Raw genomic sequence first — 26249 nt, 5'->3', positions numbered from 1 at the left:
GTCAACGGAAGTAGCGCGCCTTCAACGGCAGCGTCGCCGCACCGATCGCGCAGGCGTCGGCCGGTGCCTCGGCCGGCAGCAGTAGCGGCATCGGCCTGCCCTGACCGCGACGCGGCAGGTTGTCGATCTGCACGGCGGCGATCAGGCGCCGGGCCAGGTCGGCCGGCAGGCGGCCACCGAACACGATCGCTTCCGGGTCGCACACCGCAGTGATCGCCGAGACGATCAACGATACTCCCGGCGCGCTACGCGCGATCCAGCGCTCGATCGCCGGCCAAGTCGGGTCGTAGGCGGCCAGCAGGCTGCGCACGTCGGCAAACGCCACGCCGTCGTCGGCCAGCAGTTCGCGCAGCAGTTCCAGCGTGGCGCGTTCGAGCTTCTGCGCCGGCAGCATGCCGGCGAATTCACCGGCACTGCCGCGCGCACCGCGCATGACCTGGCCATCGATGACCAGGCCACCGCCGAACCCGTAGCTGAGGTAGAGGTAGGCAAAGTCGCGATGTCGACGGCCCACGCCCAGCATCGCTTCGCCGGCGGCGGCTACGCTGCCGTCGTTGTCCATCCACACCGGCTGCGTGCAGGCCTGCGCCAGCCACGGTGCCAGGGCGAACTCGCCAAGCGCGCGCAGCGGCTCGGGCGGATTGATGCGCCCGTCCTCGCCGGTAAAAAAACCGCTCATCGCCAGCCCGATCCCCAGCCGCGGCCCCACCGCGTGCTCCAGGCCTGCCAGCAGCGCCGCGTCGCCGGCCTGCAGCTGCAGCAACACCGCGTCGGCACTGCGTGCATCCAGCGGCAGCTCGCTGACCGCCAGCACCTGGCCGGCGAAGTCCACCAGCGCCAGGCTCAGCGCGTCGGTGGCGATGGAGACGCCCAAGGTGTGGCCGTGCGCCGGATTCAACGACACCGCCACCCCCGGCTTGCCGCGCCCGGCGCGTGCCACGCCGCTGCCCATGTGGACCATGCCGCGCGCCTGCAGGCCTTCGATCAGGCGCACCGCAGTCTGCACGGTCAGCCCGGTGCCGCGGCTGAGGTCGGCGCGGGTGAGCACGCCGGCCAGGCGCAGGCGGTCGAGCATGTCGCGCTCGTTGCGGCTAAGGCTGGGAAAGTTCGGCGAATGCGGCGGCAATGCAACGGTGGCAGTGGACGGCATGGCGAGCGGTGGCACGGGGGAGGCGCTAGCTTACCCGGTCCGGCTGAAATAATTAATTTACAGTAAGTTATTGAATTGCCAGCCTCTGTCATCACCGGTCATCCCGCCTCGCGCTTGCGCACCTGTCCGTGTTCCCGGCCGCAGCCTGCTGCCCCTGCTCGACCTGCACCGCCGAGCTGCAGATGGCCGACGGCAAGCGCCAGCCACGCGAGGCCAGTCGCGCCGACTACGACGAGGCGCCCAACCGCGCAGCGCGCTGGCCTGGATCGCGCGCAAGAAGCGATGGATGCTGGTCGCCGACTGCGGCTCCAGCACCCTGACCGAGCGCGTGGACGGTGCGCCTGCACGCGCTCAATCGTCTCATTCACACCGGCACTCCGAGCGGGAACGCCCGGTCGCCAAACAGCTTGGCGTGCGCATCGCCCCACGCCCCTGAGCACACTCCGGCGGCGCGGTACCATTGGTGGTTTGAACCACGGTCCGCGCCACGCCATGAAGATTGCCTCCTGGAACGTCAACTCGCTCAACGTGCGCCTGCCGCACCTGCAACAGTGGCTGGGCACGTTTGCGCCCGACGTGGTCGGCATCCAGGAAACCAAGCTGGAAGACCACAAGTTTCCGGATGCGGCGCTGGCCGCTGCCGGCTATCGCAGCGTGTTCTGCGGGCAGAAGACCTACAACGGCGTGGCGATCCTGTCGCGCTCGCCGGCGCTGGACGTGCAGATGGGCATCCCCGGTTTCGACGACGTGCAGCAGCGCGTGATCGCCGCCACCGTCGATGGCGTGCGCATCGTCAACCTGTATGTGGTCAACGGCCAGGACGTGGGCACCGACAAGTACGCCTACAAGCTGCGCTGGCTGGCCGCGGTGCACGACTGGCTGGCGCAGGAACTGCACAAGTACCCGCAGCTGGTGGTGCTGGGCGACTTCAACATCGCCCCGGATGCGCGCGATGTGCATGACCCGGCAGTGTGGAACGAGCACCACATCCTCACCTCCACCGCCGAGCGCGCCGCGCTGGAACAACTGCTGGCGCTGGGCCTGCACGATGCGTTCCGGCTGCATCATGAGGAAGCCGAGCAGTTCAGCTGGTGGGATTACCGCCAGGCCGGATTCCGCCGCAATCTGGGCCTGCGCATCGATCTGACCCTGGTCTCGGAGGCCTTGCGCGCACGCGCGGTGGAAGCGGGCATCGACCGCGAACCGCGCACCTGGGAGCGCCCCAGCGACCACGCACCGGCCTGGGTGCGCCTGGCCGAGGCGGGCGCATGAGCGAGCGGCATCTGCGGCGTAGCACGCACAAGGTCGGTGAGGTCACCCTGGGGCCGGTGCATCGGCTGAGTTGCCACTGCGGCGCGGTGCAGATTGATCTGGATCTGCCGCACGGCCTGCTCGATCCGCGCCGTTGCGACTGCTCGATGTGCCGCCGCCGTGGTGCCATCGTCGCCTCGGTGACGCTGGACGGCCTGCACGTGCTGCAGGGCGAGGATGTGCTGCGGCTGTATCAGTTCAACACGCATGCGGCGGCGCATTACTTCTGCGGCGTGTGCGGTATCTACACGCATCATCGGCGGCGCTCCAATCCCAACGAGTACGGCTACAACGTCGGTTGCCTGGAAGGCGTCAATCCCTATGCGTTGAACATCGCCGTGCCGGTGGAAGATGGGGTGCACCATCCGTTGGATCGTGCTCCGGTCGATGGCTGAAACGACAACGCCCGGGCAAGCCCGGGCGTTGGATGTTCCATCAGTGGATGCGTGCTTAGCGCACGCGGCCACGGGTAAACAGATTGACGATCGCCAGCAGGATCACCGCACCCACCAGCGACCACACGAAGGTCCACAGCGTGATGGCTTGATTGATACCGCCACCGAACAGGAACCCGGCAATCAGCGCGCCGACGATGCCGACCACGATATTGAGAATGATGCCTTGCTGCGCATCGCGACGCATGATGATGCTGGCCAGCCAACCCACGATGCCGCCGACGATCAACCAGATGATGATGCCCATGTTGCCGAACTCCTCATGCGATCGCACCGGAAGTAGTGCATGGGCGCCATTCAACGCAGGCCGGCGTGAAGTGACTGTCGAGCGCGGTCGCACGCGCATGCGGCTGTTGTGCTTGGTGCACGCAGCGTGACAGCGCACGCAAGCTGGCATATCGGCCCTGTGCAGCTGTGGCTGCGCCCGCACCGGCATGGCGAGCGTGGCGAACCGCAGGCGCGCGAGTTGCTGGGCCAGGCCCTGGCGCTGCAACCCGCCCAGGTGCCGCTGCGGCGCGACGAGCGCGGGCGGCCGTCGCTGCAGCCGGCCCTGCCCGACCGGGACACCGGCTGGAGCCATAGCGGCGACTACCTGCTGGTCGGCCTGGGGCAGGGCGTGCGGCTGGGCGTGGATCTGGAACGCATCCGCGCACGCCCACGTCTGCTGGAAATCGCGCAGCGATTTTTCCATGCCGACGAAATCGCATTGCTGGCCGGCCTGCAGCCGGACGCGCAACAGGCGCTGTTTTTTCGCCTGTGGTGCGCCAAGGAAGCGCTGCTCAAGGCGTACGGGCATGGCCTGTCGTTTGGCCTGCATCGGCTTGCCTACGCAGTGGCACCCGACGGCGCGTTGCAGTTGCAGTGGTGCGACCCCGCGCTCGGCCATGCCGCGCAATGGCAGTTGCACGAATGGTGGGCTGCACCGGACTGCCGCGCCGCGCTGGCGTTCTACCCGTTGCCGGCCGAATAGGCACGGAGATCGCTTTACTGCGTGGCTGCAGAGCAGGTGCGCGCTGCGTCCTGTATCGGGGTGCAGCACGTGCCTGACATGGATGCTTGCGTTGCTGGCCCGACCGACGTCTCAGGCATGTTCCGGCCGCGTCGCAGCGTGCGGCAAAATCGGCTGACGGAACTGCGCCACCCCATCCAGATTGCGCAAGGTCACCGTCAGCACGCCGGTGCGTGCATCGATCTCCACTTCGCCAAAGAACTGAAATCCTGCCAGTGGCGACAGGTTGGGCGCCGGCGGTGCTTTCTGGAAGATCACCGTCGGGCCAAAGGTGGCATCGAGTGCATTCGGGCCGAAGCTGCCGGCATTGAGCGGGCCGGCCACGAACTCCCAGAACGGTTCGAATTGCTGAAACGCCGCCCGATCCGGGTGGTAGTAATGCGCCGCGCAATAATGCACATCGGCGGTCAGCCACAGCGTATTGCGAATGCGCGCTGTGCTGATGAAACGCAGCAGCGTGGCGATCTCCTGTTCGCGTCCACGCGGCACGCCCGGATCGCCGTTGGCGATCGCCTCCCAGCGCGCGCGGCCTGCGGCGTCCTGCCCATCGGGCACCTGCAGGCCTATCGGCATGTCGGCGGCAATCACCTTCCATTGCGCGCGCGAGCCGGCCAGTTCGCGCTGCAGCCAGGCCAGTTGCCGCGGCCCCAGAAAGGCCGCGTCCGCTCTCGGTTGCGGCTGCAGGTTGTCGCTGTTGGCGCCGCGATAGCTGCGCATGTCCAGCACGAATACATCCAGCAGCGGGCCGTAACTGATCTTGCGGTAGATGCGCCCGTTGCCATCGGCATGCACACCGCGCATCGGCGCGTATTCCAGAAATGCCTGACGCGCACGACCGGCGAGCACCCCGATATCGCGCACCTGATAGCGCTCGTCCAACTGCTTGCCGGGCGACCAGTTGTTGGTGGTTTCGTGGTCGTCCCATTGCCAGACCTGCGCCACCTCGGCATTGAAGCGACGCACATGCTCATCGAGCAGGTTGTAGCGGTAGTTGCCGCGGAATTCGTCCAGCGTTTCGGCCACCTTGCTCTTGGCCGCAGTGGTGAGGTTGCGCCAGCGCCTGCCCTCTTCCACGATCAGCTCGGCCGGGATCGGGCCGTCGGCATAGATGGTGTCGCCGCTGTGCAGGAAGAAATCCGGGTTGCGCTCGCGCATCGCGCTGTAGATACGCATGCCGCCGATGTCCGGATTGATGCCGAAGCCCTGGCCGACGGTGTCGCCACTCCAGACAAAGCGCACATCGCCACGCGCCTGCGGCGCACTGCGCAGATGGCCGTGCACCGGTGCGCCCAAGACGCCGTTGTCGGCATCTTCGAAGCGCACCCGGTAGAAGATGTCCTGATCGCGCGGCAATGCGCCCAGATCCACCCGCGCAGTGAAATCGTGCGCTGGCGAAGCCATCGGGCCATCCACGCGACGCGCCTGACGCAGGCTCGGGCGCGTATCCCATTCCACCCGCAGCCGCGCCGGCCGATCGCAGCGACTCCATAGCAACGCCCGGCCATCCACGACATCGCCGCTCTGCACCCCATCGGTGATCAGCGGCCGCCCGGACGGCGCAGCCAGACTGCGCGCGGACCAACCGGCAGTGGCCGGCAACAACAGGCCGGCACCCAGCCCTTGCAATACGCGGCGGCGGGCGGGATCGGAGGCGGTCATGGCATCCTCGAACGTCTGGCAGCGGCGCCCAGATATAGCGCCGCCGTCTTACCGGCGCGTGTCCATTGCGCTGCACGACGCGCCCGGCCTGTGGGGATGGATGCAGTCACCGCGTTGTGCAGCACGCACCGCAAGCTCTGCGCGGCAAGGTCGTGGCAAGGCGGTTCACGCGTGCTGCGACAGTCGTGGAGATCGGCAAAGGCAAGTTGTGGTGGATGGTGAGCCTGCGCTGCGCCGCCACCCGCGGCAGCGCAGCGCAGGCTCACGCCTCCACCGCACCGGCCTTGCCGTCTTCGACCACGAAGCGCTTCAACGTTGAGACCGTGGCATCGCGGTCGCGGCGATCGGAGATGCCTTGCAGGCGCGTGTCCATCCGGCCCGGTGTCAGCTTCACCGAGACATAGCCGCGGGTTTCGCCTTCGGCGTAGTGCACGTGCGGATTGAGCGCCATGGTCTGTTGCAGCTCGGCGTTGCTCTGGCCGTCGGAGGTGATCGAGGTGCCGACGAATTCGGTGGCCAGCGTCGGCGAGTCGGGATTGGCCGGATCGGCCTTCAGATCGGTGACCCAGTACGAGTGGATGTCGCCGCCCCAGAACACCGGGTTGCGCAGTCGGGTCCTGGTAATTGCATCGAGCATGCGCGTGCGCGTCGCCGGGTAGCCGTCCCAGCCGTCGGTCCAGTGCCCGAGCACGCCGTCGCGGCCGTGCTGGTTCATCGGTGCCACCAATAGATCCTGCGCAATCACGTTCCAGCGCGCGGGCGATTGTGCGAAGGCGCCATGCAGCCAGCGCTCCTGTTCCCAGCCGAGCATGCTGCGGCGTGAGTCGGTGCGTTCGTGGCAGCTGTCGTCCACCACATGCCCGCCGCGCCAGCCGTTGGCCTGCGGGCAGGGTTGTTCGCTGCGGTACTGGCGCCCGTCGAGCACGTAGAAGCGCGCCAGCTGGCCGTAGTCCAGCGAGCGGTAGATGCGCATGTCGGCGCCGTGTGGGCGATTGCGTGCGCGCAGCGGGAAGTGTTCGTAAAAGGCACGGTAGGCGGCTGCGCGCCGGGCCAGGAAGGTGTCGACCGTAATCGACGGGTCCTGCGACCAGCGGTTGGCGTAATCGTTCTGCACTTCGTGGTCGTCCCAGGTCGCCACGCAGGCGCTGCCGGCGTGCAGTGCCTGCAGGTCGGGGTCAGTGCGGTACAGCGCATAGCGGTTGCGGTAGCCGGCCAGATCCAGGCATTCGCCGCTGCCATGCGGGCGCACGATCTTCTGCGCTGCCTCGCCGTGGTTGCTGTATTCGTAGATGTAATCGCCGAGGAAGAACACCAGGTCCGGCTGTTCGGCGGCCAGGTGGCGGTAGGCGCTGAAATAGCCCAGCTCCCAGTGCGAGCAGGACACAAAGCCCAGCCGTGCGGCATCCGGCAACTGGTGCGGCGCCGGCAAGGTGCGCGCGCTGCCGATGGCGCTACGCGCGCCCAGCGCCTGGAAGCAGTACCAGTACGGACGATCGGCGGCCAGGCCGGCAACCTCCACATGCACCGCATGGCCCCAGGCCGGGCTGGCGACGGTCTGGCCCTGGCGCACGATGTGGCGCATGCCCGGGTCGCTGGCCACCTGCCAGCGCACCTGCACCGGGGCGGTCAGTCCGCCGCGTCCATCCGGCTCCAGCGGGCGTGGCGCCAGCCGGGTCCAGATGACAAAGCCGTCGGCCAGCGGGTCGCCCGCGGCCACGCCCAGGGTGAACGGGTCCGGGCTGCCGCTGGCCCGCGCGAACGGGCTGAGCAGTCCGGCGGCCGCCAGCCCGGCACCAGCAATGAGAAGACGGCGGCGGCCATGATCCACGGCGGCAGCTGCGTTGCCGGGGCCAGGCAGGGGCGATGCGGACGACGGGTCGATCAAGGACATGGGCATACAGGCGATCTGGCGAACGCGACCATAGTGCGACGGGCGGATGTCCGTTCAATGGCAGCGGCAGTGGTGTCGCTGCTGGCGCAGGCTTGCCTGCGTCATCGGCTGCCGATGGCGGATACGGATACGGGTGTGCCACTGCGGCGGGTGACCCTGCCCACAGCGATGCCCATACGCCGGTGCAGCGGCGGCTGGCGTGGGTGGCAGGTCTTGCGGCATCGCAGGCCTGGACATTGTGCTGGGCAGGTTCACGTACGTCGGCTTGCGGCCCACGCGCTCACGCGTCGCGCATCGCTACCATGCGCGTCACGCCCGCACCTGCACGCCAGCCAGCTGCGATAATCGCGGGATGAACGATGCCGCACTTCCCCCCGATGTAGCCGCTGCGCTGGCCAACGGCCTGCAGGCCCAATCCCTGGATGCGGCCTTTGCCGCGCCGTTGTTGCGCTATCTGACGCTGCTGGTGCGTTGGAACAAGACCTACAACCTCACCGCCGTGCGCGACCCGCGCGAGATGGTCACCCGCCATCTGCTCGATTCGCTGGCCATGCAGCCCTACATCGCCAGCGGCACGCTGGCCGATCTGGGCACCGGCCCCGGCCTGCCCGGCATCCCGCTGGCGATCACCCGCCCGCAGCTGCAGGTGACCCTGGTGGAAAGCAACGGCAAGAAGGCCCGCTTCATGCGCGAGGCGCTGCGCCAGCTGGCGCTGGGCAACGCGCGCGTGGCCGAGTCGCGCGCCGAGGCGCTGGACGAGCCGGCCGCCTACGACCATCTCACCGCGCGGGCGCTGGATACGCTGGCCGGCATCATTGACGTCGGCGGCCACCTGCTGCGCCCGGGCGGCAGCCTGCTGGCGATGAAGGGCGTCTACCCGCACGACGAGATCGCCGCGCTGCCCGCCGGCTGGACGGTGGGCGAGGTGCATCCGCTGCAGGTGCCCGGCCTGGACGGCGAACGGCATCTGGTGGTGGTGCGCAAGGCAGGCTGAAGCGGCCGGCCTGTCCGGTCGCGCGCATTCACTCTGCAACCCCAATCCCCAATCGCCGCGCTGGGACTTCCGGCCCATGGCAGCTGCCGCCCGGGCTGCCATGATCGAACGTTCGATCCGAACGCAGGCCGCCCGCACGTGACATCTCCTCTCGCCGCCGCACTTTCGCTCGCCCTGCTGGGCGCAAGCTTCGCCGCCACCTCGGCGCAGGCCGCCGCACCGGCACCAGTGGCGCCTGCCACTTTGACCGCCGAGCGCCCCGCCGATGCGCGCTTCCGCGCCATCTACGAAAAAGAGTGGAGCTGGCGCCAGGCCGAGACCGGCCAGGCCGACGAAGACAGCGACACCACCGGCGACAACACCCATCTGCCCGATGTCGGCCCGGCCGCGCAGCAGGCGCGCCTGGCGGTATGGGACGGCGTGCTCAAGCAGCTCGACAGCATCGACCCGAAACAGCTCTCGCCCACCAACCAGGTCAACTACGCCATCTACCGCCCGCAGGTGGAAAACCTCGCCGCCGAGGTGCGCCTGCGCCTGTACGAGATGCCGTTCAATTCGGACAGCTCGTTCTGGTCCAATCTCGGCTTCATGGCGCAGCGGCCGATGAAAACTGCGGCCGAGTACCGCGCCTATATCGCGCGCCTCAACGATGTGCCGCGCTACTTCGATCAGCAGACCGCCAACATGCGCGCCGGCCTGGCGCGCGGGTTCAGCGTGCCGCGCGCGGTGCTGGATGGCCGCGACGTTTCCATCGCCACCGTGGCCGATGTCAAGGATCCCACCGGGTCCAGCTTCTACGCGCCGTTCAAGCAGCTGCCGGCGCAGATCCCCGCTCCCGAACAGGCACAGTTGCGCGAACAGGCCGAGGCCGCGCTGAGCACGGCCGTGCTGCCGGCCTACAGCAAGCTGCTGAGCTTTTTCCGCGACGAGTACATGTCCAAGGCGCGCACCTCGCTGGCGGCCGAAGCGCTGCCCGACGGCAAGGCGTTCTATCGCCAGCAGATCCGCGAATACACCACGCTGGATCTGACTCCGGAGCAGATCCACAAGATCGGCCTGGACGAGGTGGCGCGCATCCAGGCGCAGATGGACGCGATCATCCAGCAGGTCGGTTTCAAGGGTAGCTTCGCGCAGTTCCTGAGCTTCCTGCGCACCGACCCGCAGTTCTACGCCAAGACCCCGCAGGAACTGCTCGATCGCGCCGCGTGGATTTCCAAGCGGGTGGACGGGCAGGTCGGCAAGTTCATCGGCACGCTGCCGCGCGGGCGCTTCACCATCAAGCCGGTGCCGGACGATATCGCCCCGTTCTGGACCGCCGGCCGCGGCGGCGCCACCACTTACTGGGTCAATACCTACAACCTGCCGTCGCGGCCGTTGTACAACCTGCCGGCGCTGACCCTGCACGAGTCCTCGCCCGGGCATTCGCTGCAGGGCTCGCTGGCGCTGGAGCAGGGCGACCAGCCGGCGTTTCGCCGCGAGAACTACATCTCCGCCTACGGCGAAGGCTGGGCGCTGTACACCGAAAAGCTCGGCCAGGAGATGGGCATCTACGAGACCCCGTACGAGGAATTCGGCCGGCTCACTTATGAGATGTGGCGCGCCTGCCGGCTGGTGATCGACACCGGCGTGCACCACGACGGCTGGAGCCGCGAGCAGGCGCTGGCCTACCTGCGCGACCGCACCGCGCTGAGCGAGCACGAGGTCACCACCGAGGTGGACCGCTACATCTCCTGGCCCGGCCAGGCGCTGAGCTACAAGCTGGGCGAGATCAGCATCGTCAAGCTGCGTGCCGAGGCCGAACAGGAACTGGGCGACCGCTTCGACATCAAGGCCTTCCACGACGCGGTGCTGAAGCAGGGCTCGGTGACCTTGCCGGTGCTGGAGCAGCAGGTGCGCGCGTTTATCGCCGAGAGCAAGGCGCGCCCGGCAACGTCCAAGCCCAGGGCTGCCGCGCCCTGACCCTGGCCACCGGTCCGCTCCACGTAGGAGCGGACCCGGCCGCGACGCCGTCCCGACCCTGGCGCCGTCCTGGCCTCGATCCCAGGTCCAGGTAATCGTCGGCAGCTTCTCGCCGGCCCGGGCGCTGTCGCGGCCAGGTCCGCTCCTACGGCTGTCCGTGTTGCTGCGTCGCGCTCGCCTGTTGCGTCTGATGGCGCTGGCCAAACGGTCCGCTCCACGTAGGAGCGGACCCGGCCGCGACGCCGTCCCGACCCTGGCGCCGTCCTGGCTTGAATCATCAGGTGATCGCTGGCGACCGACGTTACGCGCGCTGTGCGCGCGCAACCGGCATCCTGGTGTGATGCCATCGATTTGACCGGACGGCGTCGCGGCCAGGTCCGCTCCTACGACGCTGCGTGCCAGGCCGTGCATGCGATTGTGTAACTCCCCCGGCCCCGATACGCTGCGCCCATGCTGCTGCGTCGCGCCCGCCTGTTGCACCCCTTGCTGCGCCTGATGGCGCTGGCGGTGCTGGCCATGGGCGTGTTGGTCGCACCGGTGGCCTGCGCGCTGGGCGATGTGCATGCGCTGGCGCACGACCAGATGCACCTGGAAGACACCGCGCCGCACGGTCATGACGGCGCCGACGAAGGCGATGCCGGCGAGCGCGATGGGGCCGGCCTGATGCACGCCCTGATGCATAGCGGCTACTGCCACGGCCAGAATCCGGCCGTCTTGCCGGCGCTGGCCTGGCTGCCGCTGTCCACGCACACGCAGGCCCAGCCCGTGGCCGTGCTTGCGTACTACCGCTCGCATCTGAGCGAGACCGGATTGCGTCCCCCGATCGCGGCCTGATGCATCGCCGGCAGCTGCCGGCCTGTCCATCGATCCCGATTCCGGAGACACCCTCATGTGGTTGCGACTGACGGCACTTGCCGTCTTCGCGGTCGTGCCGTGCGCCATGGCGCAGGACGTACCGCCCAAGCCCGTGCTGACCCTGGACGACGCCATCGCGCGCGTCGCCCGGCAGCACCCCGACCTGCGTCTGGCCGATGGTCAGCGCGCGGTCCTCACCGCCGACGCCGAGCGCGACGCGTTGCGTCCGCCGTTGCGCACCGGCGCCGAACTGGAAAACGTGTTCGGCAGCGGCCCGACCCGCGCGCTGGACCAGGCCGAACTCACCGTCACCCTGGCTGGCGTGCTGGAACGTGGCGGCAAGCTGGACGCGCGCCGCACCCTGGCCCAGGCACGCATCGACGCACTTGCACCGCAGCGGGCGCTGGCGCGCCTGGACGTGCTGGCCGAAGTCGCCCTGCGCTATCTGTCCATCGGCATGGCCGCGCAACGGCATGCGGCCGCGCTGGAAACCCTGGCCCAGCGCCAACGCACCGTCAGTGCCGCGCGCCAGCGGCTACAGGCCGGCGCATCGCCCGAATCGGTGCTGCTGACCGCCCAGGCCCTGCAGGCGCGCGCGGAACTAGAGCGCGATCGCGCCCAGCAGGAGCTGCTGGCCGCACGCCGCCAGCTGGCGGTGCTGTGGGGCCAGCGCACGCCGGACTTTGGCGATGTCACCGGCGACCCATTGCAGCTGCCGGCGATTCCCGAGTTCGAGGTGCTGGCGCAGCTGCTCGATGCCACCCCCGAACTGGCGCGCTTGACTGGTGAGCAGCGCGTGCGCGAGGCACGGGTGCGGCTGGCACGCAGCCAGGCACGCCCGGACCTGGACTGGCAGGTGGGCGTGCGCCGGCTCGAAGCCAACGACGCCACCGCACTGCTGGGCAGCGTCTCGCTGGCGTTGGGCAGCGCCGCGCGTGCGCAACCGGAGATCCGCGCCGCCGAAGCTGAGCTGTCGTTACTGGAGATCGAACGCCAATCGCAGGCACTGACGCTCTACACCACGCTGGCCGACGCGCATGGCCGCTACCGCGCCGCGCAGCTGGAAGTGGCGCGCATGCGCAGCGATGTGTTGCCCGCACTTGCGCGCGCCGATGCCGCCGCCGAGCGCGCGTACCGCGCCGGCGCCACCAGTTATCTGGACTGGGCGCAGCTGCAGGCACAGCGCAGCGATGCACGCCAGCAGCAACTGGCCGCCGCGTTGGAAGCGCAGACCGCATTGATCGAAATCCAGCGCCTGACCGGGCAGCCGTTCGTGGCCGACAGCGCTGCGCAGGTGGGGCCATGAGCGCTCTGTCCGCTGTGCGTTTTCGCCCTGACTGCCTGCGTCCGCCTGGATCTGCTGCACCTGTATGGGTTTCGACGCTTGCAACCGCATCGGCATCCAGCAGTCGCCAAGTGCTGCGCGCGCCTACTGCGCATCCAAGGCATCCGGCGCACACCTTCTTCGTTCGTTCGCCCGACGCACAGCGGCGACGCCAACCAGGACCAATTCCAATGAAAAGTTTTTTGATCGCGCCGCTCGTGCTGGCGCTGCTGCTGAGCGGCTGCGGCGGCAACAGCGGCAACAGCGAAGAAGCACACGAGCACACAACGCCCGACGCCGAAGGTGAAGCCGACGCACATGGCGAGGAAGCCGAAAAAGGCACGCACGGCGGGCGCTTGCTGCACCAGGACGGCGACAGCGTGGAGCTGGCGATTGCCGAAGACGGCACGCCACCCACGTATCAAGCCTGGCTGTACCGCGACGACAAGCCCTTGCCGCCCAGCGCCGGCAGTGTCGAAGTGCGCCTGACCCGGCTCGGCGGCGTCAACGAAGTGCATCGATTGCGCGCACGCGACGATGGCAGCCTGCTGGCCGACAGCACGGTCGGCGAGCCGCATTCGTTCGATGTGGAAGTGCGCGCCACCGTGCAGGGCAAAGCGCGTCGCTGGGCCTATCCCAGCTACGAAGGGCGCACCACTATCGCAGCGAAGATTGCGCAGGACGCCGGCATCCGGGTCGCGCCGGTCGGTCCCGGCAGCATTGCCGACCAGCACGAGGTGCAGGGCCTGCTGACGCCGGCAGAAGGTGCGCAGGCGCAGGCCACCGCGCGCTTTCCCGGGCCGGTGCGCAGCCTGCGCGTCAACGTCGGCGACCAGGTGCGCGCCGGCCAGGTCCTGGCCACGGTGGAGAGCAATCTGAGCCTGACCACGTATCCGGTCAGTGCGCCGATCAGCGGCACCGTACTCGCCCGCAACGCCAGCCTGGGCAGCAACGCGGGCGAAGGCCAGGCGCTGTTCGAGATCGCCGACCTGTCGAGCCTGTGGGTGGATCTGCACATCTTCGGCGCCGATGCCGGGCACATCACTGCCGGCGCACCGGTGACGGTGACGCGCATCAGCGATGGCGTGGTGGCGCAGACCACGCTGGAGCGCGTGTTGCCGGGCACGGCCACGGCCAGTCAGAGCACGGTGGCGCGCGCGGTGCTGCGCAACAGCGATGGCCTGTGGCGGCCGGGCTCTGCAGTGAAGGCGCGGGTGACGGTGGCGCAGCAGCCGGCGGCGATGGTGGTGCCGGTCGGGGCCTTGCAGCAGTTTCGCGACTGGGAGGTGGTGTTCGTGCGGGTGGGCGATGTGTACGAGGTGCGGCCGGTGACACTGGGCGCGCGCGATGCGCAGCAGGTGCAGGTGGTGTCGGGTCTGGCGTTGGGGGATGCGGTGGTGGTGGAGCAGAGCTATCTGGTCAAGGCCGACATCGAAAAGTCGGGGGCCTCGCATGATCATTGATCGCTGTGTTTACGGCTTGCTTCTTCCTCGGCCGCACGCACGTGCGTGCGAACAGCGCTTCCATGCTTCAGCGACACGCGTTTTACGGCATCGACGCGGTCGCGGCGCGGGCGATCACACCAGCAACAGCGTGAGAATCTGCGCGGCAGAGGTTGGATGCGCCGGGGGGCGATCGCGATATTGGCGGAGGTCGGGATCCTGGCTGCAGTGCCGCCGGCCGCCGGCCACCCGCTGCGATTGCACAGGCGCCGTGCGTGCGTACGCATGCACTGATCGGCGTGGCTGCGCACGCCGTTGCGCCGAGTGTGCGCGGAGGTGCGCGCCATGCTCACTAACATCATCCGGTTCGCGATCGCGCAGCGGTGGCTGATGCTGGCGTTGACGGGGGTGTTGATTGCGATCGGCGCGTGGAGTTTCTCGCGCTTGCCGATCGATGCCACGCCCGACATCACCAATGTGCAGGTGCAGGTCAATACGGCCGCGCCGGGGTATTCGCCGTTGGAGTCGGAGCAGCGGGTGACGTTCCCGCTGGAGACGGTGCTGGCAGGATTGCCGGGGCTGGAGTCCACGCGCTCGTTGTCGCGCTACGGCTTGTCGCAGGTGACGGCGGTCTTCGCCGATGGCACGGACCTGTACTTTGCGCGGCAGCAGGTGGCCGAGCGGCTGCAGCAGGTCAAGTCGCAACTGCCGGCCGACCTGGAGCCGCAGCTGGGGCCGATCGCCACCGGCCTGGGCGAGATATTCATGTACACGGTGGAAGCCAAACCGAATGCGCGCAAACCCGATGGCAGTGCGTGGACGGCCACCGATCTACGCACCCTGCAGGATTGGGTGGTGCGCCCACAGTTGCGCAACGTGCCCGGCGTGACCGAGGTCAACACCATCGGCGGCTATGCGCGGCAGATCCATATCACCCCGGATCCGGCACGCCTGGTCGCACTGGGCTTTACGCTGGACGATGTGGCGCGCGCGGTGGACGCGAACAATCGCAACATCGGCGCCGGCTATATCGAACGCAACGGCCAGCAGTTCCTGGTGCGGGTGCCGGGGCAGGTGGACGATATCGCGCAGATCGGGGCGATCGTGCTGGATCGGCGCCAAGGCGTGCCGATCCGGGTGCGCGATGTGGCGCAGGTCGGCGAGGGGCGCGAGTTGCGCACCGGTGCGGCCACCCAGGACGGCACCGAGGTGGTGCTCGGCACGGTGTTCATGCTGGTCGGCGCCAATAGCCGCACCGTGGCGCAGGCCGCAGCGCAGCGGCTGGAAGTGGCCAATGCCAGCTTGCCGGCCGGCGTGCAGGCGGTGCCGGTCTACGATCGCACCGCGCTGGTGGACCGCACCATCGTCACCGTCGCCAAGAACCTGATCGAAGGCGCGTTGCTGGTGATCGTGGTGCTGTTCCTGCTGCTGGGCAATGTGCGCGCGGCCCTGATCACCGCGGCGGTGATTCCGCTGGCGATGTTGTTCACCCTCACCGGCATGGTGCGCGGTGGCGTATCCGGCAACCTGATGAGTCTGGGTGCGCTGGATTTCGGCTTGATCGTCGATGGCGCGGTGATCATCGTGGAGAACTGCCTGCGCCGCTTCGGGCAGGCGCAATTGCGGCTGGGACGGGTGCTCGAGCGCGACGAGCGTTTCGAATTGACTGCCGAAGCCACGGCAGAGGTGATCCGGCCCAGCCTGTTCGGTCTGGGCATCATTACCGCGGTGTATCTGCCGGTGTTCGCGCTCACCGGTATCGAAGGCAAGATGTTCCACCCGATGGCGATCACCGTGGTGCTGGCGCTGAGCGGCGCGATGTTGCTGTCGCTCACTTTTGTCCCCGCAGCGATCGCCCTGTTGCTCGGCGGCAAGGTGGCCGAGCACGAAAACCGCGCGATGCGCTGGGCGCGCGGCGTGTATGCGCCCTTGCTGGATCGCGCACTGCGACACGGCCGTTGGGTCGGTCTCGGCGCGGTGGTGGCGGTGGCGCTGTGCGCGGTATTGGCCACGCGCCTGGGCAGCGAGTTCATCCCGAACCTGGACGAAGGCGACATCGCGCTGCACGCCTTGCGCATTCCCGGCACCAGCCTGGAGCAGGCCATCACCATGCAGTCCACGCTGGAAAAACGCATCAAGCAGTTTCCGGAGGTGGCGCATGTGTTCGGCAAGCTCGGGACTGCCGAAGTGGCAACCGATCCGATGCCGCCGTCGGTGGCCGATACGTTCTTGATCATGCATCCGCGCGCGCGGTGGCCGGACCCGCGCAAACCCAAGGCGCAACTGGTAGCCGAGATCGAGGAAGCGGTGAAGCAGTTGCCCGGCAACAACTACGAGTTCACCCAGCCGATCCAGATGCGCATGAACGAGCTGATTTCCGGCGTGCGTGCGGATGTGGCGATCAAGGTCTACGGCGATGACCTGGACACGCTGGTCAAACTGGGCCAGCGCGTGCAGGAAGTCGCCAGCACGGTGCCGGGTGCGGCCGACGTGAGCCTGGAGCAGGCCACCGGCCTGCCGATGCTGGCGGTGGTGCCCGATCGCGCCGCGCTGGCCGGGTACGGACTCAATCCCGGCGTGGTGCAGGACACGGTGTCGGCGGCGGTGGGTGGGCAGGCGGCCGGGCAGTTGTTCGAAGGCGACCGCCGGTTCGACATCGTGGTGCGCCTGCCCGAAGGCCTGCGACAGGACCCGACCGCATTGGCCGATCTGCCGATCCCGCTGCGTGGCGATGGCGAGCGCGCCGATGTCGACGAGTCCAGCCGCGCGGCCGGCTGGCGCAGTGGCGAACCGACCACGGTGCCGCTGCGCGAGGTCGCAAAGGTGCAAACCGTGCTCGGGCCCAACCAGATCAATCGCGAAGACGGCAAGCGCCGCATCGTGATCACCGCCAATGTGCGCGACCGCGACCTGGGCGGATTCGTCGCCGAGGTGCAGCAGCGTGTGCAGGCCGAGGTCGTGCTGCCCACCGGCTACTGGATCGGCTACGGCGGCACCTTCGAGCAATTGATCTCCGCCGGCCAGCGCCTGGCCTGGGTGGTGCCGGGCACCTTGCTGCTGATCTTCGCGCTGCTGTACTGGTCGTTCGGTTCGCTGCGCGATGCGCTGGTGGTGTTCAGCGGCGTGCCGCTGGCGCTGACCGGTGGCGTGGTGGCGCTGGCGCTGCGCGGCCTGGCGTTGTCGATTTCCGCCGGTGTCGGCTTTATCGCGCTGTCGGGGGTGGCGGTGCTCAACGGCCTGGTGATGATCGCCTTCGTGCGCAGCCTGCGGGCCGAGGGCATGTCGCTGGAGCAGGCCTTGCGCGAAGGCGCGCTGAGCCGCTTGCGCCCGGTGTTGATGACTGCGCTGGTGGCCGCACTGGGCTTTGTGCCGATGGCCTTCAATGTCGGCGCCGGGGCCGAGGTGCAGCGCCCGCTGGCCACGGTGGTGATCGGCGGCATCGTCTCGTCGACCTTGCTGACCCTGCTGGTGCTGCCGGTGCTGTATCGCTGGCTGCACCGCGAGCGGGCGGGGAATGCGGGCTAAGTGCTTGCGACACATAGGAAAGCCGTGCATAATTCGCGGCTCGCTGTGCCCGGATCGCTCCGGATGGCGGCACCCAGCGCGATGGGGTTGCCGGCTTGTTCCCAGCGTAAGTTCTTGATTCCCAACGTTGCGTGGCAGCTTGACGCTGTCGGGGCCGCCGCTCCCCAGGCTATGGGTGGCAATTCATTTATCGAGGTGCGTAATGTCCCGCGTATGCCAAGTGTCCGGCAAGCGTGTGCAGACGGGTAACAACGTCTCCCACGCAAACAACAGAACCCGTCGTCGCTTCCTGCCCAACCTGCACGAGCGCCGCTTCTGGGTCGCCAGCGAGAACCGTTGGGTGAAGCTCCGTGTCTCCGCGCATGCATTGCGCACCATCGACAAGAACGGGATTGATGCCGTTCTGAAAGAGCTGCGTGCGCGCGGCGAAAAGGTCTGAGGAGTAAGCAGTCATGGCAAAAGGCAAGCGTGACAAGATTCGTATGATTTCCTCGGCCGCTACCGGCCACTTCTACACCACGGACAAGAACAAGAAGAACACTCCGGGGAAGATGGAAATGATGAAATACGACCCGGTCGTGCGTAAGCACGTGATGTACAAGGAAGGCAAGATCAAGTAATCCACCGATTACCCGATCTGCATCCAGGCAAACACCCGCCGCAAGGCGGGTGTTTGCGTTTGGGGAGTGTTGCGGGGGGTGATCGCAACAATGGTCGGCGTGCACTCCCCTCTCCCTCCGGGAGAGGGGTTGGGATGAGGGTACGGGGCGAAGCCACTCGCAAGCGAAACGTCGTTTTTCCGATTGCGCGCACCGTCACTCGCTGGCAGTTCGAGGCGAAGCAGCCGGCGTTTCACTTCCGAAGGCGCGTGGCGACGCGTTGGCATCGCAGACGGTGACCACTCTCCGAGACGCCCCTCATCCGCCCCTGCGGGGCACCTTCTCCGGCAGGTAAGAAAGAGTTACAGCCCACGCGCACGCAATTGCGCATCCAGGCGTGGATACACCCGCCGCGCATTGCCTTCGAATACCTTGCGCTTGTCGGCGTCGGAAATCGCCAAGGCATCGATGTAGCGCTTGGTGTCGTCGAAATACTGGCCGGTCTGCGGGTCGATGCCGCGCACTGCACCGACCATCTCCGAGCCGAACAGGATGTTGTCGATGTCGACGACCTCGAACAGCAGATCGATGCCGGGCTGGTGATACACGCAGGTGTCGAAGAACACATTGCGCATCACATGCGTGGACAGCGGTGGCTTGCCGAGCATATCGGCCAGGCCACGGAAGCGGCCCCAGTGATACGGCACCGCACCGCCGCCGTGCGGGATGATGAAGCGCAAGTCCGGGAAATCAGCGAACAGATCGCCTTCCAGAAACTGCATGAACGCGGTGGTATCGGCATTGAGATAATGCGCGCCGGTGGCGTGGAAGTTGGCGTTGCAGCTGCCCGACACATGCACCATCGCCGGCACGTCGAGCTCGACCATCTTTTCGAAGAACGGATACCAGGCGCGATCGGTCAATGGCACGCCGTTCCAGTGCCCGCCGGACGGGTCGGGATTGAGATTGCAGCCGACAAATCCGAGTTCGGTGACGCAACGTTCCAGCTCGGCGATCGACTGGGCGATCGGCACGCCCGGCGACTGCGGCAACTGGCACACGCCGATGAAGGTCTGCGGATACAGCTGCACCACGCGCGCGATCAGGTCGTTGCAGTGGCGCGTCCACACCTGGCTGACCGCTTCGTCGCCGATATGGTGCGCCATGGTGCTGGCGCGTGGCGAAAAAATCGTCATGTCGGCACCGCGCTCGCGCAACAGGCGCAGCTGGTGCTGTTCGATGCTTTCGCGCAGTGCATCGTCGGAGATGGACGGATACACCGGCGCGGGCAGGCTCGGGTCGTGGTACTGCGCGATCTGCGCCTTGCGGAAGGCATCGTGCGCCGCGGGCGCGGTGGTGTAGTGGCCGTGGCAGTCGATGATCATGGCAAGGGTCTTGTTGAGGCGGCGGGATCGGTGAGTAAACGACCACGTACGCGGAAGGCGGACCCACCCGGTGCGCGGAACCTGCAGGTGCCCACGTAGGGTGTGGTGCGCGCATGGATGCTCACGCGCAGGTCGCTGCGGCACGCGGTGTCGGCCACGCCGCGCGGCAGGCGCAGGTCGTGGGCCGGGCATGGCCGATGGCGATCGATCCAGCGTGGTGGCGCATCCATCCGCTCAGCCATACAACTGCCCATCGAACAGCTTGCGTGCAGTGCGCAGCACGGCGGTGCGCACCACCTCGCCGTGCGAATCGACCGTGATCACGCAACTGCTCGCACCACTGGGATGCTCGACCTCCAGCTGCTGGGTGGTGCCGCCAGGCAGCTGCGCCAGGGCATGCGCGGGCGAGCCGGGCAGCAGGCAGGCAGTGGCCACGGTGACGGCGCCGAGCACGCCGATCGAGGCGTGGCAGCGGTGCGGAATGAACGAGCGCACGCTGATCGCGCCGCCATGGCGCGGTGCGGCGACCAGCATCATCTTGGGCACGGTGGCCTCGGCAACATCGCCCAGCTGCATCAACGGGCCGGCCTGCAAACGAAGTGATTCCAGGCGGGTCTTCAGTGCCGCATCTGCATCGAGGGTGTTGCGGTCTTCGTAACCGCTGACGCCGAGGTCGCTGGCGCGCAACACCACGCAGGGCATGCCGTTGTCGATCAGCGTGACTTCCACGCCCTCCAGGGTGTCGACCCTGTTGCCGGTCGGCAGCAAGGCGCCACACGAGGAGCCGGCGATGTCGGCAAATGCCAGCGCAATCGGCGCCGCGGTGCCGGGCACGCCGTCGATGCGGGCGTCGCCGTCGTAGCGCACCTGGCCACCGGGCGTCTGCACGCTGGCGGTGGCCAGCGTGCCGGTGTTGCGCATGAAGATGCGCACCTCGGTTTCGCCATCGCGTGCGGGCAACAAGCCCCGCTCCAGCGCGAACGGCGCAACGCCGGCCAGCATGTTGCCGCAGTTCTGCGCGTCGCTGACCTGTGCCTGGTCCACCGACACCTGCAGGAACAGATAGTCCACGTCGGCATCGGCGCGTGCCGAGCGCGACACGATCGCGACCTTGGAGGTCAGCGGGTCGGCGCCGCCCATGCCGTCGATCTGGCGGACATCCGGCGAGCCGTAGGCGCGCAGCAGGAAGGCATCGCGTGCGGCGCGTTTGCTCGGCAACTCGTCGGCCAGGAAAAAGCCGCCCTTGGAGGTGCCGCCGCGCATCCACATCGCGCGGACCTGCTCAGACATAGCGCAGGCCCTTGGCCGCCAAGCGTTCGCGCATGGCATAGATGTCCAGGCCCAGTTCGCCGCGTGCCAGGCGCTCGCGTTTGCGCAGTTCGCGCGCTTCGCGTGCCTGCGCTTCGGCCAGCACCGCGTCGGCGCTGGCGCGCGGCACCACGCACACGCCATCGTCGTCGGCCACCACCACATCGCCCGGCTGCACCAGCGCATCGGCGCAGACCAGCGGCACGTTGACCGAGCCCAGCGTCTCCTTGATGGTGCCCTGCGCGCAGATGGCGCGGCTCCAGGCGGGGAACTGCATCGCCGTGAGGTCGCGCACATCGCGTACTCCGGCATCGATGATCAACCCGCGGCAGCCGCGCGCCTGTGCCGAGGTGGCGAGCAGGTCGCCGAAATAGCCATCGCAGCAGGCGCTGGTCGGGGCGACCACCAGCACATCGCCGGGCTGCAGTTGCTCGATGGCCACATGCATCATCCAGTTGTCGCCGGGTGGGATCGACACGGTGACGGCGGTGCCGGCGATGCGGCAGCCGGCGTAGATCGGGCGCAGGCGATGGTGCAGCAGGCCGCTGCGTCCCTGCGCCTCGTGCACGGTGGCCACGCCGGCCTGCGCAAGCCCGTCGACGACGGCCAACGGGGTGCGCGCGATCCGGGTGACGACCTGGCTCATCCATCCATCCTCGTTAGGGGTGCATCGAGTCTGTGCGGCGAGCGCCTGCTGGCTCAAGATTCATTTTAGGTATGCATATTGGTTTTGCTTATAGTTAGAGCATGCCGCCGACTCCCGAGCCGAACCTTCGCCATCTTTACGCCCTGGTGGTGGTGCACCGGCTGGGCAGCATCAGCGCGGCCGCGCCGCAGGTGAACCTGTCGCAACCGGCATTGACCCAGGCGGTGGCGCGGCTGGAACAGCAGCTCGGCGTGCGCCTGTTCGAGCGGCATCCCGGCGGCATGGTCGCCACCGAGGCCACGCAGTTGCTGGTGCCGCGCATCGCGCGGGCGTTGGAGCAACTGGGTCGCGGCATCCGGGTGGCGCGGCGGGCGTTGCGGCTGCCGGCCCGGCCTGGCCTGGAGCGACGGGTCTCGCTGGGCCAGCTGCAGGCGCTGGTCGCGGTGGATGTGGCCGGGAGTTATTCGCTGGCGGCGGCGCGCGCCGGGGTCTCGCAACCGGCGATCTACCGCGCGGTGCAGTCGCTGGCCGATGTGATCGAGGTACCGCTGACGGTGCGCCGCGGCAAGACCATGCAGGCCACGCCGGTGGCCACGCGGCTGCTGCGGCAGGTGCGCCTGGCGCTGGCCGAATTGCGCGCCGGCCTGGACGAAGTGAGCGCGTTGCGCTCGCAGCACGCCGGCCGGATCGCATTGGGGGTGATGCCGCTGGCGCGGGCGATCCTGCTGCCGCAGGTACTGGCGCGGTTTGCGCGCGCGCATCCCGGTGCCAGCGTCAACGTGGTCGAAGGCCCGTATGACGAATTGCTGGCGCATCTGCGCGAGGGCGGGCTGGACCTGCTGATCGGTGCGCTGCGCGAGCCGTTGCCGGTGCGTGATGTGCTGCAGGAGCCGTTGTTCGACGACGAGCCGGTGATCGTGGCGCGCAGCGGGCACCCGCTGGCCGGGCGCGCCTACGCGTTCGCGCAGTTGCTGGACTATCCCTGGGTGATCGCCACCACCGGCACGCCGGTGCGCGCGCGCTGGGAGCAGATGTTTCGCGATCAGCGGATCGAGCCACCGGCGCTGCGCATCGAATGCGGCGCGGAGCTGACCATCCGCGGGCTGTTGCTGGAAGGCGACTGGCTCACGCTGATGTCGCGCGACCAGTTCCTGTTCGAGCGCCGCGCCGGCTTGCTGTGTGAGATCGGCCGCGCCGGGCCACAGCTGCGCCGCCAGATCGGCATGACGCTTCGCAGCGACTGGCATCCCACCCGCGCGCAGTCGGCGTTCGTGCAGACGCTGCGGCAGGTCTGCGCCGAGCGCGTGCAGCCGGCTGACGCGCAGGGCGGGCCGTTTCGCTATTGCGTGCCGATCAACGTGCCCGCCCCGTTGCGTTCACGCACCGGGCGGTCAGAATCGGAGCCTTCTTGAGAACGGACTGCTGATGCTGCCTGACTGGTTGCAAGGGACCTGGCTGCTGGCGCTGGACTGGGTGATTCGCCTGGCCGCGCTGTTGTGGATTCCGGCCCGCACCACGCCGGGTGCGGCGCGCAGCTGGTTGCTGCTGATCGGCTTCGTGCCGGTGGTCGGCCTGCCGCTGTATCTGCTGTTCGGGCATCCGTGGCTATCGCGGGTGAGGGTCGAACGCCAGGCCACCGCCTCGCAGGTGATCCGCGAGCAGCAACTGCCCCTGCACGCCTTGCGCTGGACCCCGCAGGCGGACACCAGCAGCGCCGAGGTGGTGCCGCTGATCGAACGCCAGGGCGATTTCATGCCTACGCTGGGCAATGCGGTGGAACTGCTGGACGACTACGCGCAATCGCTGCAGGCGCTGGTCACGGCGATCGACACGGCGGAAAAGCGCGTGCACCTGCTGTATTACCTGATGTTCGACGATGCGGTGGGCGATGCGGTGGTCGCTGCGCTGCAACGCGCCAGTGTGCGCGGCGTGCGTTGCCGCGTGCTGCTGGATGCGGTGGGTGCCAAGCGCGGTCTGCGCCATTACCGAAAGCGGCTGCAGGCAGCCGGGGTGGACGTGCTGGCGGTGTTGCCCGGCGGCCTGCGCTGGCGCCGCAGCGGTCGCATGGATCTGCGCAACCACCGCAAGATTGCGGTGATCGACAACCAGGTGGGCTTTGTCGGCTCGCAGAATCTGGCCGAGGCCGGCTTCATCGATGGGGTGCCCAATCGCGAGCTGGTGGCGCGCGTGCGTGGGCCGGTGGTCAATCATCTGGAAGCGGTGTTCGCCAGCGACTGGTTCACCGAAACCGGGCAGCGCCTGGACGTATGGCCGGATGCGCCGGTCTGCGAGGCCAACATCGCCACGCAGCTGCTGCCCAGCGGGCCGGCGTATCCATTCGAGAATGCACGCGATGCGATCAATGCGGTGATCCATCTGGCGCGGCGCAAGGTGGTGCTGGTGACACCGTATTTCGTCCCCGACGAGGCCTTGCTCAGTGCCTTGCGCATTGCCGCGGTGTCGGGCGTGGATGTGCAGCTGATCCTGTCGGAGAGCAACAACCAGGTCCTGGCGGCCTGGGCGCAGGAAGCATATTTCGAAGAGCTGCTGCGCTGCGGGGTCAAGATCGCGCTGTACCGCCCGCACTTCCTGCATGCCAAGCACCTGAGCATGGATGAGGACATCGCACTGGTCGGCTCGATCAACCTGGACATCCGCTCGTTCGCGCTCAACGCCGAGATCGGCATGCTCTGCTATGACCGGGGCGTGGTGCAGCGGTTGCGTGCGATCGAGCAGGATTACCTGGCCAACGCCCGCCAGCTGGACCTGGAGCAGTGGCGCACGCGCCCGGCCTGGCGCCGCAGCCGCGAGGGCATTGCACGCCTGGCCGATGCGTTGATGTAGTGCGTGCGGGCACGGTCCATGCGCGCGCAGTGCCCGTTGTGACGCAGGGGTGCCTGCGGGGGCAGGTTAAGTGGGGGGCGCGTCTGGGGCGGCAAGATCGCGCTGCATGCGAACGCGCCCGCGCTCGAATGGACGCGTCCGGCGACCGCTTTGTTGGACGGGGTGCGTCGCGCCGGCATGTGCGCGCGGGACTATCCCGGCCATCGCGGCGGGCATGGCCGCTGTCATCGGTGCGACGCGACGCATCGCCTACAATTGCCGGATGAATGAATTGCGTGATCCCGGCGATGCAGTGATCGCCATCGTTGGCGGTGGCGCATCCGGGGTGCTGGTGGCGCTGCAGCTGTTGCGACAGGCCGTGGCGCCGGTGCAGATCGTGCTGATCGAGCCGCACCCGGTGCTGGGCGAGGGCGTGGCGTACTCCACCGCGCGGCCGGAACATCTGCTCAATGTACCTGCCGCGCGGATGAGTGCGTTGGTGGAGGCGCCGCAGGATTTCGTCGATTACCTGCGCGCGCACGCCTGCTGCCCGGAGCTGGAGGACGCGCAGCTGTCGCAGCACTTCGTCGGGCGCCGGCACTACGCGCCCTACCTGCGCGAACGCCTGCAGGCCGCGCGTGTGCAGAGCCCGGCAACGCTCACCGTGCACAGCGCCCGCGTGCAGACGCTGCACGCCGATGCCGACGGCGCGCGGTTGCAGCTCGACGATGGCCAGACCCTGCACGCCAGCAGCGTGGTGTTGGCGGTAGGCAATGCGTTGCGGCCGCTGCCGCTGCGCGGGGCCACCGGCCTGTCGGCAACCCAGCGGGTGGAAGCCTGGGATACCGAGGCGGTTGCCGCGTTGCCGCAGGACGCGGCGGTGTGCATCGTCGGCTCGGGACTGAGCATGGCCGACACGGTGGTGACGCTGGCCGCGCAGGCGCATCGCGGGGCGGTGCACGTGGTGTCGCGGCATGGGCTGCTGCCGTTGCCGCAGGCGCACTGCGTTGCGGCGGACTTCGATCCGCAGCCGTTGCTGGCGCTGTCGCTGCGTGCGCGCATGCGCAGCTTGCGGCAGCATGCGCGGGCGGCAGTGGCGCAAGGCCTGCCCTGGCAGAGCGTGATGGAGCGTGTGCGCCCGCTGAGTCAGGCCCTGTGGCAAACGCTGTCGGCTGCCGACCAACGCCGCTTCCTGCGCCACGTGGTGCGCTATTGGGATGTGCATCGTCACCGCATCGCCGCGCCGGTGCATGCGCAACTGCAGATGATGCGCGCGCGCGGACAGTTGCAGCTGCATCGCGCGCGGCTGGATGTGGCGTTCCAGGCCGGCGCCTGCGTGCGGCTCAGTGCCGGCGCCAGTGCCGGGCATGCCTTGCAGCTGGATGTGCAGACGCTGGTCAACGCCACCGGTGTGGAAATGCGCGTGCAGGCGATGCGCAACCCGCTGCTGCAGCAACTGCTGGGGCAGGGCATCGCGGTAGCCGGGCCGCATGGGATCGGGGTGGATACCGCCGCCGATGGCTGTCTGATCGATGCCGAGGGGCGCGCCAATCCGCGGTTGCGGGTGATCGGCAGCCTGCGGATCGGGTCGTTGTGGGAGAGCCTGGCAGTGCCGGAGCTGCGTGAGCAGGCTGCGGCGATTGCGCGGGATGTGTTGGGACTGCCAGGCGGCGATTGATCGGCCAGCCGCGAGATCTGACGGGAGAAGATGGCACGTAGTGCCGGATGAGGGCGCCTCAGACATCTACCAGTGCCTGCAGTGACAAACGCGTCGCCACGCGCCTTCGGAAGTGATGCACCGACTGCTTCGCCCCGTACCCTCACCCCAACCCCTCTGCCCATGGGAGAGGGGCTTACCCAACCGCTTCATCCCAATCTCAGCCGCAGCGACGCCACAACCGGTAAAATACGGCG

The 26249-nt window shown here is 68.1% G+C and carries 22 protein-coding genes; 14 read left to right on the top strand and 8 right to left on the bottom strand.

Going from position 1 to position 26249, the window contains the following annotated elements:
- Position 1: 1 nt before the first annotated feature.
- Positions 2–1150, bottom strand: coding sequence for an ROK family protein (locus XARJCFBP2528_RS19740; protein ID WP_016901805.1), 1149 nt, complete (start codon positions 1148–1150; stop codon positions 2–4).
- Positions 1151–1642: 492 nt separating this feature from the next.
- On the opposite strand from XARJCFBP2528_RS19740, the gene xth reads away from it, so the two are divergent.
- Together xth and XARJCFBP2528_RS19730 are read left to right on the top strand one after the other, a co-directional pair.
- Positions 1643–2422, top strand: a complete 780-nt coding sequence (xth, locus tag XARJCFBP2528_RS19735; protein WP_016901808.1) for an exodeoxyribonuclease III — start codon at positions 1643–1645, stop codon at positions 2420–2422.
- Complete coding sequence (locus XARJCFBP2528_RS19730) at positions 2419–2856, top strand: GFA family protein (protein WP_016901809.1); 438 nt, start codon at positions 2419–2421, stop codon at positions 2854–2856. Before xth ends, XARJCFBP2528_RS19730 begins: the two co-directional genes overlap by 4 nt.
- 55 nt (positions 2857–2911) lie before the next feature.
- Here XARJCFBP2528_RS19730 and XARJCFBP2528_RS19725 read toward each other — a convergent pair whose 3' ends face one another.
- Positions 2912–3163 (bottom strand): GlsB/YeaQ/YmgE family stress response membrane protein, encoded by a 252-nt coding sequence (locus XARJCFBP2528_RS19725; RefSeq protein ID WP_016901812.1) that lies wholly within the window; start codon positions 3161–3163, stop codon positions 2912–2914.
- A gap of 126 nt (positions 3164–3289) precedes the next feature.
- Here XARJCFBP2528_RS19725 and XARJCFBP2528_RS19720 point away from each other — a divergent pair, with 126 nt between their 5' ends.
- A complete protein-coding gene (locus tag XARJCFBP2528_RS19720) occupies positions 3290–3886 on the top strand; it encodes a 4'-phosphopantetheinyl transferase family protein (protein ID WP_026064171.1) in 597 nt (198 codons plus the stop codon).
- Positions 3887–3997: 111 nt separating this feature from the next.
- Here the strand turns inward: XARJCFBP2528_RS19720 and XARJCFBP2528_RS19715 are convergent, their stop codons facing one another.
- Both XARJCFBP2528_RS19715 and XARJCFBP2528_RS19710 read right to left on the bottom strand, forming a co-directional pair.
- Entirely contained in the window at positions 3998–5584 is a 1587-nt protein-coding gene (locus XARJCFBP2528_RS19715) for an alkaline phosphatase D family protein (protein WP_016901818.1), read from the bottom strand.
- 262 nt (positions 5585–5846) lie between these two features.
- Positions 5847–7475, bottom strand: a complete 1629-nt coding sequence (locus XARJCFBP2528_RS19710) for an alkaline phosphatase D family protein (RefSeq protein ID WP_016901821.1) — start codon at positions 7473–7475, stop codon at positions 5847–5849.
- A 352-nt stretch (positions 7476–7827) separates the two neighbouring features.
- Between XARJCFBP2528_RS19710 and rsmG the strand changes: the two genes are divergently transcribed.
- The 5 genes from rsmG (at position 7828) to XARJCFBP2528_RS19685 (ending at position 14070) form a co-directional block, all read left to right on the top strand.
- On the top strand, positions 7828–8469 hold the full coding sequence (gene rsmG / locus XARJCFBP2528_RS19705) for a 16S rRNA (guanine(527)-N(7))-methyltransferase RsmG (protein WP_016901826.1): 642 nt from the start codon (positions 7828–7830) through the stop codon (positions 8467–8469).
- Between the two features lie 138 nt (positions 8470–8607).
- Positions 8608–10428 carry a DUF885 domain-containing protein gene (locus XARJCFBP2528_RS19700; RefSeq protein WP_047125020.1) on the top strand — a complete coding sequence of 607 codons (1821 nt, stop codon included), beginning with the start codon at positions 8608–8610 and terminating at the stop codon, positions 10426–10428.
- A gap of 450 nt (positions 10429–10878) precedes the next feature.
- Entirely contained in the window at positions 10879–11262 is a 384-nt protein-coding gene (locus XARJCFBP2528_RS19695) for a hypothetical protein (RefSeq protein ID WP_016902720.1), read from the top strand.
- A 55-nt stretch (positions 11263–11317) separates the two neighbouring features.
- The gene (locus XARJCFBP2528_RS19690) at positions 11318–12589 is read left to right on the top strand and encodes a TolC family protein (protein ID WP_016902721.1); all 1272 of its coding nucleotides are present in this window, start codon (positions 11318–11320) and stop codon (positions 12587–12589) included.
- 209 nt (positions 12590–12798) lie between these two features.
- Entirely contained in the window at positions 12799–14070 is a 1272-nt protein-coding gene (locus XARJCFBP2528_RS19685) for a permuted SH3 domain-containing protein (protein ID WP_016902722.1), read from the top strand.
- Here the strand turns inward: XARJCFBP2528_RS19685 and XARJCFBP2528_RS23745 are convergent.
- Positions 14064–14510, bottom strand: coding sequence for a hypothetical protein (locus XARJCFBP2528_RS23745; protein WP_162200831.1), 447 nt, complete (start codon positions 14508–14510; stop codon positions 14064–14066). The two genes, XARJCFBP2528_RS19685 and XARJCFBP2528_RS23745, sit on opposite strands and share 7 nt — an antisense overlap.
- Between XARJCFBP2528_RS23745 and XARJCFBP2528_RS19680 the strand changes: the two genes are divergently transcribed.
- The 3 genes from XARJCFBP2528_RS19680 to rpmG all read left to right on the top strand — a co-directional run bounded on the left by XARJCFBP2528_RS19680 (position 14395) and on the right by rpmG (position 18194).
- A complete protein-coding gene (locus XARJCFBP2528_RS19680; RefSeq protein WP_016902724.1) occupies positions 14395–17574 on the top strand; it encodes an efflux RND transporter permease subunit in 3180 nt (1059 codons plus the stop codon). The two genes, XARJCFBP2528_RS23745 and XARJCFBP2528_RS19680, sit on opposite strands and share 116 nt — an antisense overlap.
- Positions 17575–17776: 202 nt before the next feature.
- Complete coding sequence (gene rpmB / locus XARJCFBP2528_RS19675) at positions 17777–18013, top strand: 50S ribosomal protein L28 (RefSeq protein ID WP_002809459.1); 237 nt, start codon at positions 17777–17779, stop codon at positions 18011–18013.
- Between the two features lie 13 nt (positions 18014–18026).
- The gene (gene rpmG, locus XARJCFBP2528_RS19670) at positions 18027–18194 is read left to right on the top strand and encodes a 50S ribosomal protein L33 (RefSeq protein ID WP_002809462.1); all 168 of its coding nucleotides are present in this window, start codon (positions 18027–18029) and stop codon (positions 18192–18194) included.
- Between the two features lie 341 nt (positions 18195–18535).
- Here rpmG and XARJCFBP2528_RS19665 read toward each other — a convergent pair whose 3' ends face one another.
- From XARJCFBP2528_RS19665 to XARJCFBP2528_RS19655, 3 genes are all read right to left on the bottom strand, one after another.
- Positions 18536–19558 (bottom strand): amidohydrolase family protein, encoded by a 1023-nt coding sequence (locus XARJCFBP2528_RS19665; RefSeq protein ID WP_016902726.1) that lies wholly within the window; start codon positions 19556–19558, stop codon positions 18536–18538.
- Positions 19559–19792: 234 nt separating this feature from the next.
- Complete coding sequence (locus XARJCFBP2528_RS19660; RefSeq protein ID WP_016902727.1) at positions 19793–20848, bottom strand: 4-oxalomesaconate tautomerase; 1056 nt, start codon at positions 20846–20848, stop codon at positions 19793–19795.
- Positions 20841–21512, bottom strand: coding sequence for a 4-carboxy-4-hydroxy-2-oxoadipate aldolase/oxaloacetate decarboxylase (locus XARJCFBP2528_RS19655; protein ID WP_016902728.1), 672 nt, complete (start codon positions 21510–21512; stop codon positions 20841–20843). The genes XARJCFBP2528_RS19660 and XARJCFBP2528_RS19655 overlap by 8 nt, the downstream gene beginning before the upstream one ends.
- 101 nt (positions 21513–21613) lie before the next feature.
- On the opposite strand from XARJCFBP2528_RS19655, the gene XARJCFBP2528_RS19650 reads away from it, so the two are divergent.
- From XARJCFBP2528_RS19650 to XARJCFBP2528_RS19640, 3 genes are all read left to right on the top strand, one after another.
- Positions 21614–22924 (top strand): LysR family transcriptional regulator, encoded by a 1311-nt coding sequence (locus tag XARJCFBP2528_RS19650; RefSeq protein WP_026064376.1) that lies wholly within the window; start codon positions 21614–21616, stop codon positions 22922–22924.
- A 13-nt stretch (positions 22925–22937) separates the two neighbouring features.
- Positions 22938–24356: a cardiolipin synthase gene (gene cls, locus XARJCFBP2528_RS19645; protein WP_016902730.1), complete on the top strand. Its 1419-nt coding sequence runs from the start codon at positions 22938–22940 to the stop codon at positions 24354–24356.
- A gap of 262 nt (positions 24357–24618) precedes the next feature.
- On the top strand, positions 24619–26013 hold the full coding sequence (locus XARJCFBP2528_RS19640) for an FAD/NAD(P)-binding protein (protein WP_016902731.1): 1395 nt from the start codon (positions 24619–24621) through the stop codon (positions 26011–26013).
- Positions 26014–26249: the final 236 nt, after the last annotated feature.

The sequence above is a fragment of the Xanthomonas arboricola pv. juglandis genome (assembly GCF_001013475.1).
GTDB classification, from domain to species: domain Bacteria; phylum Pseudomonadota; class Gammaproteobacteria; order Xanthomonadales; family Xanthomonadaceae; genus Xanthomonas; species Xanthomonas arboricola.
This window is presented reverse-complemented; position numbering and strand designations above follow the sequence as displayed.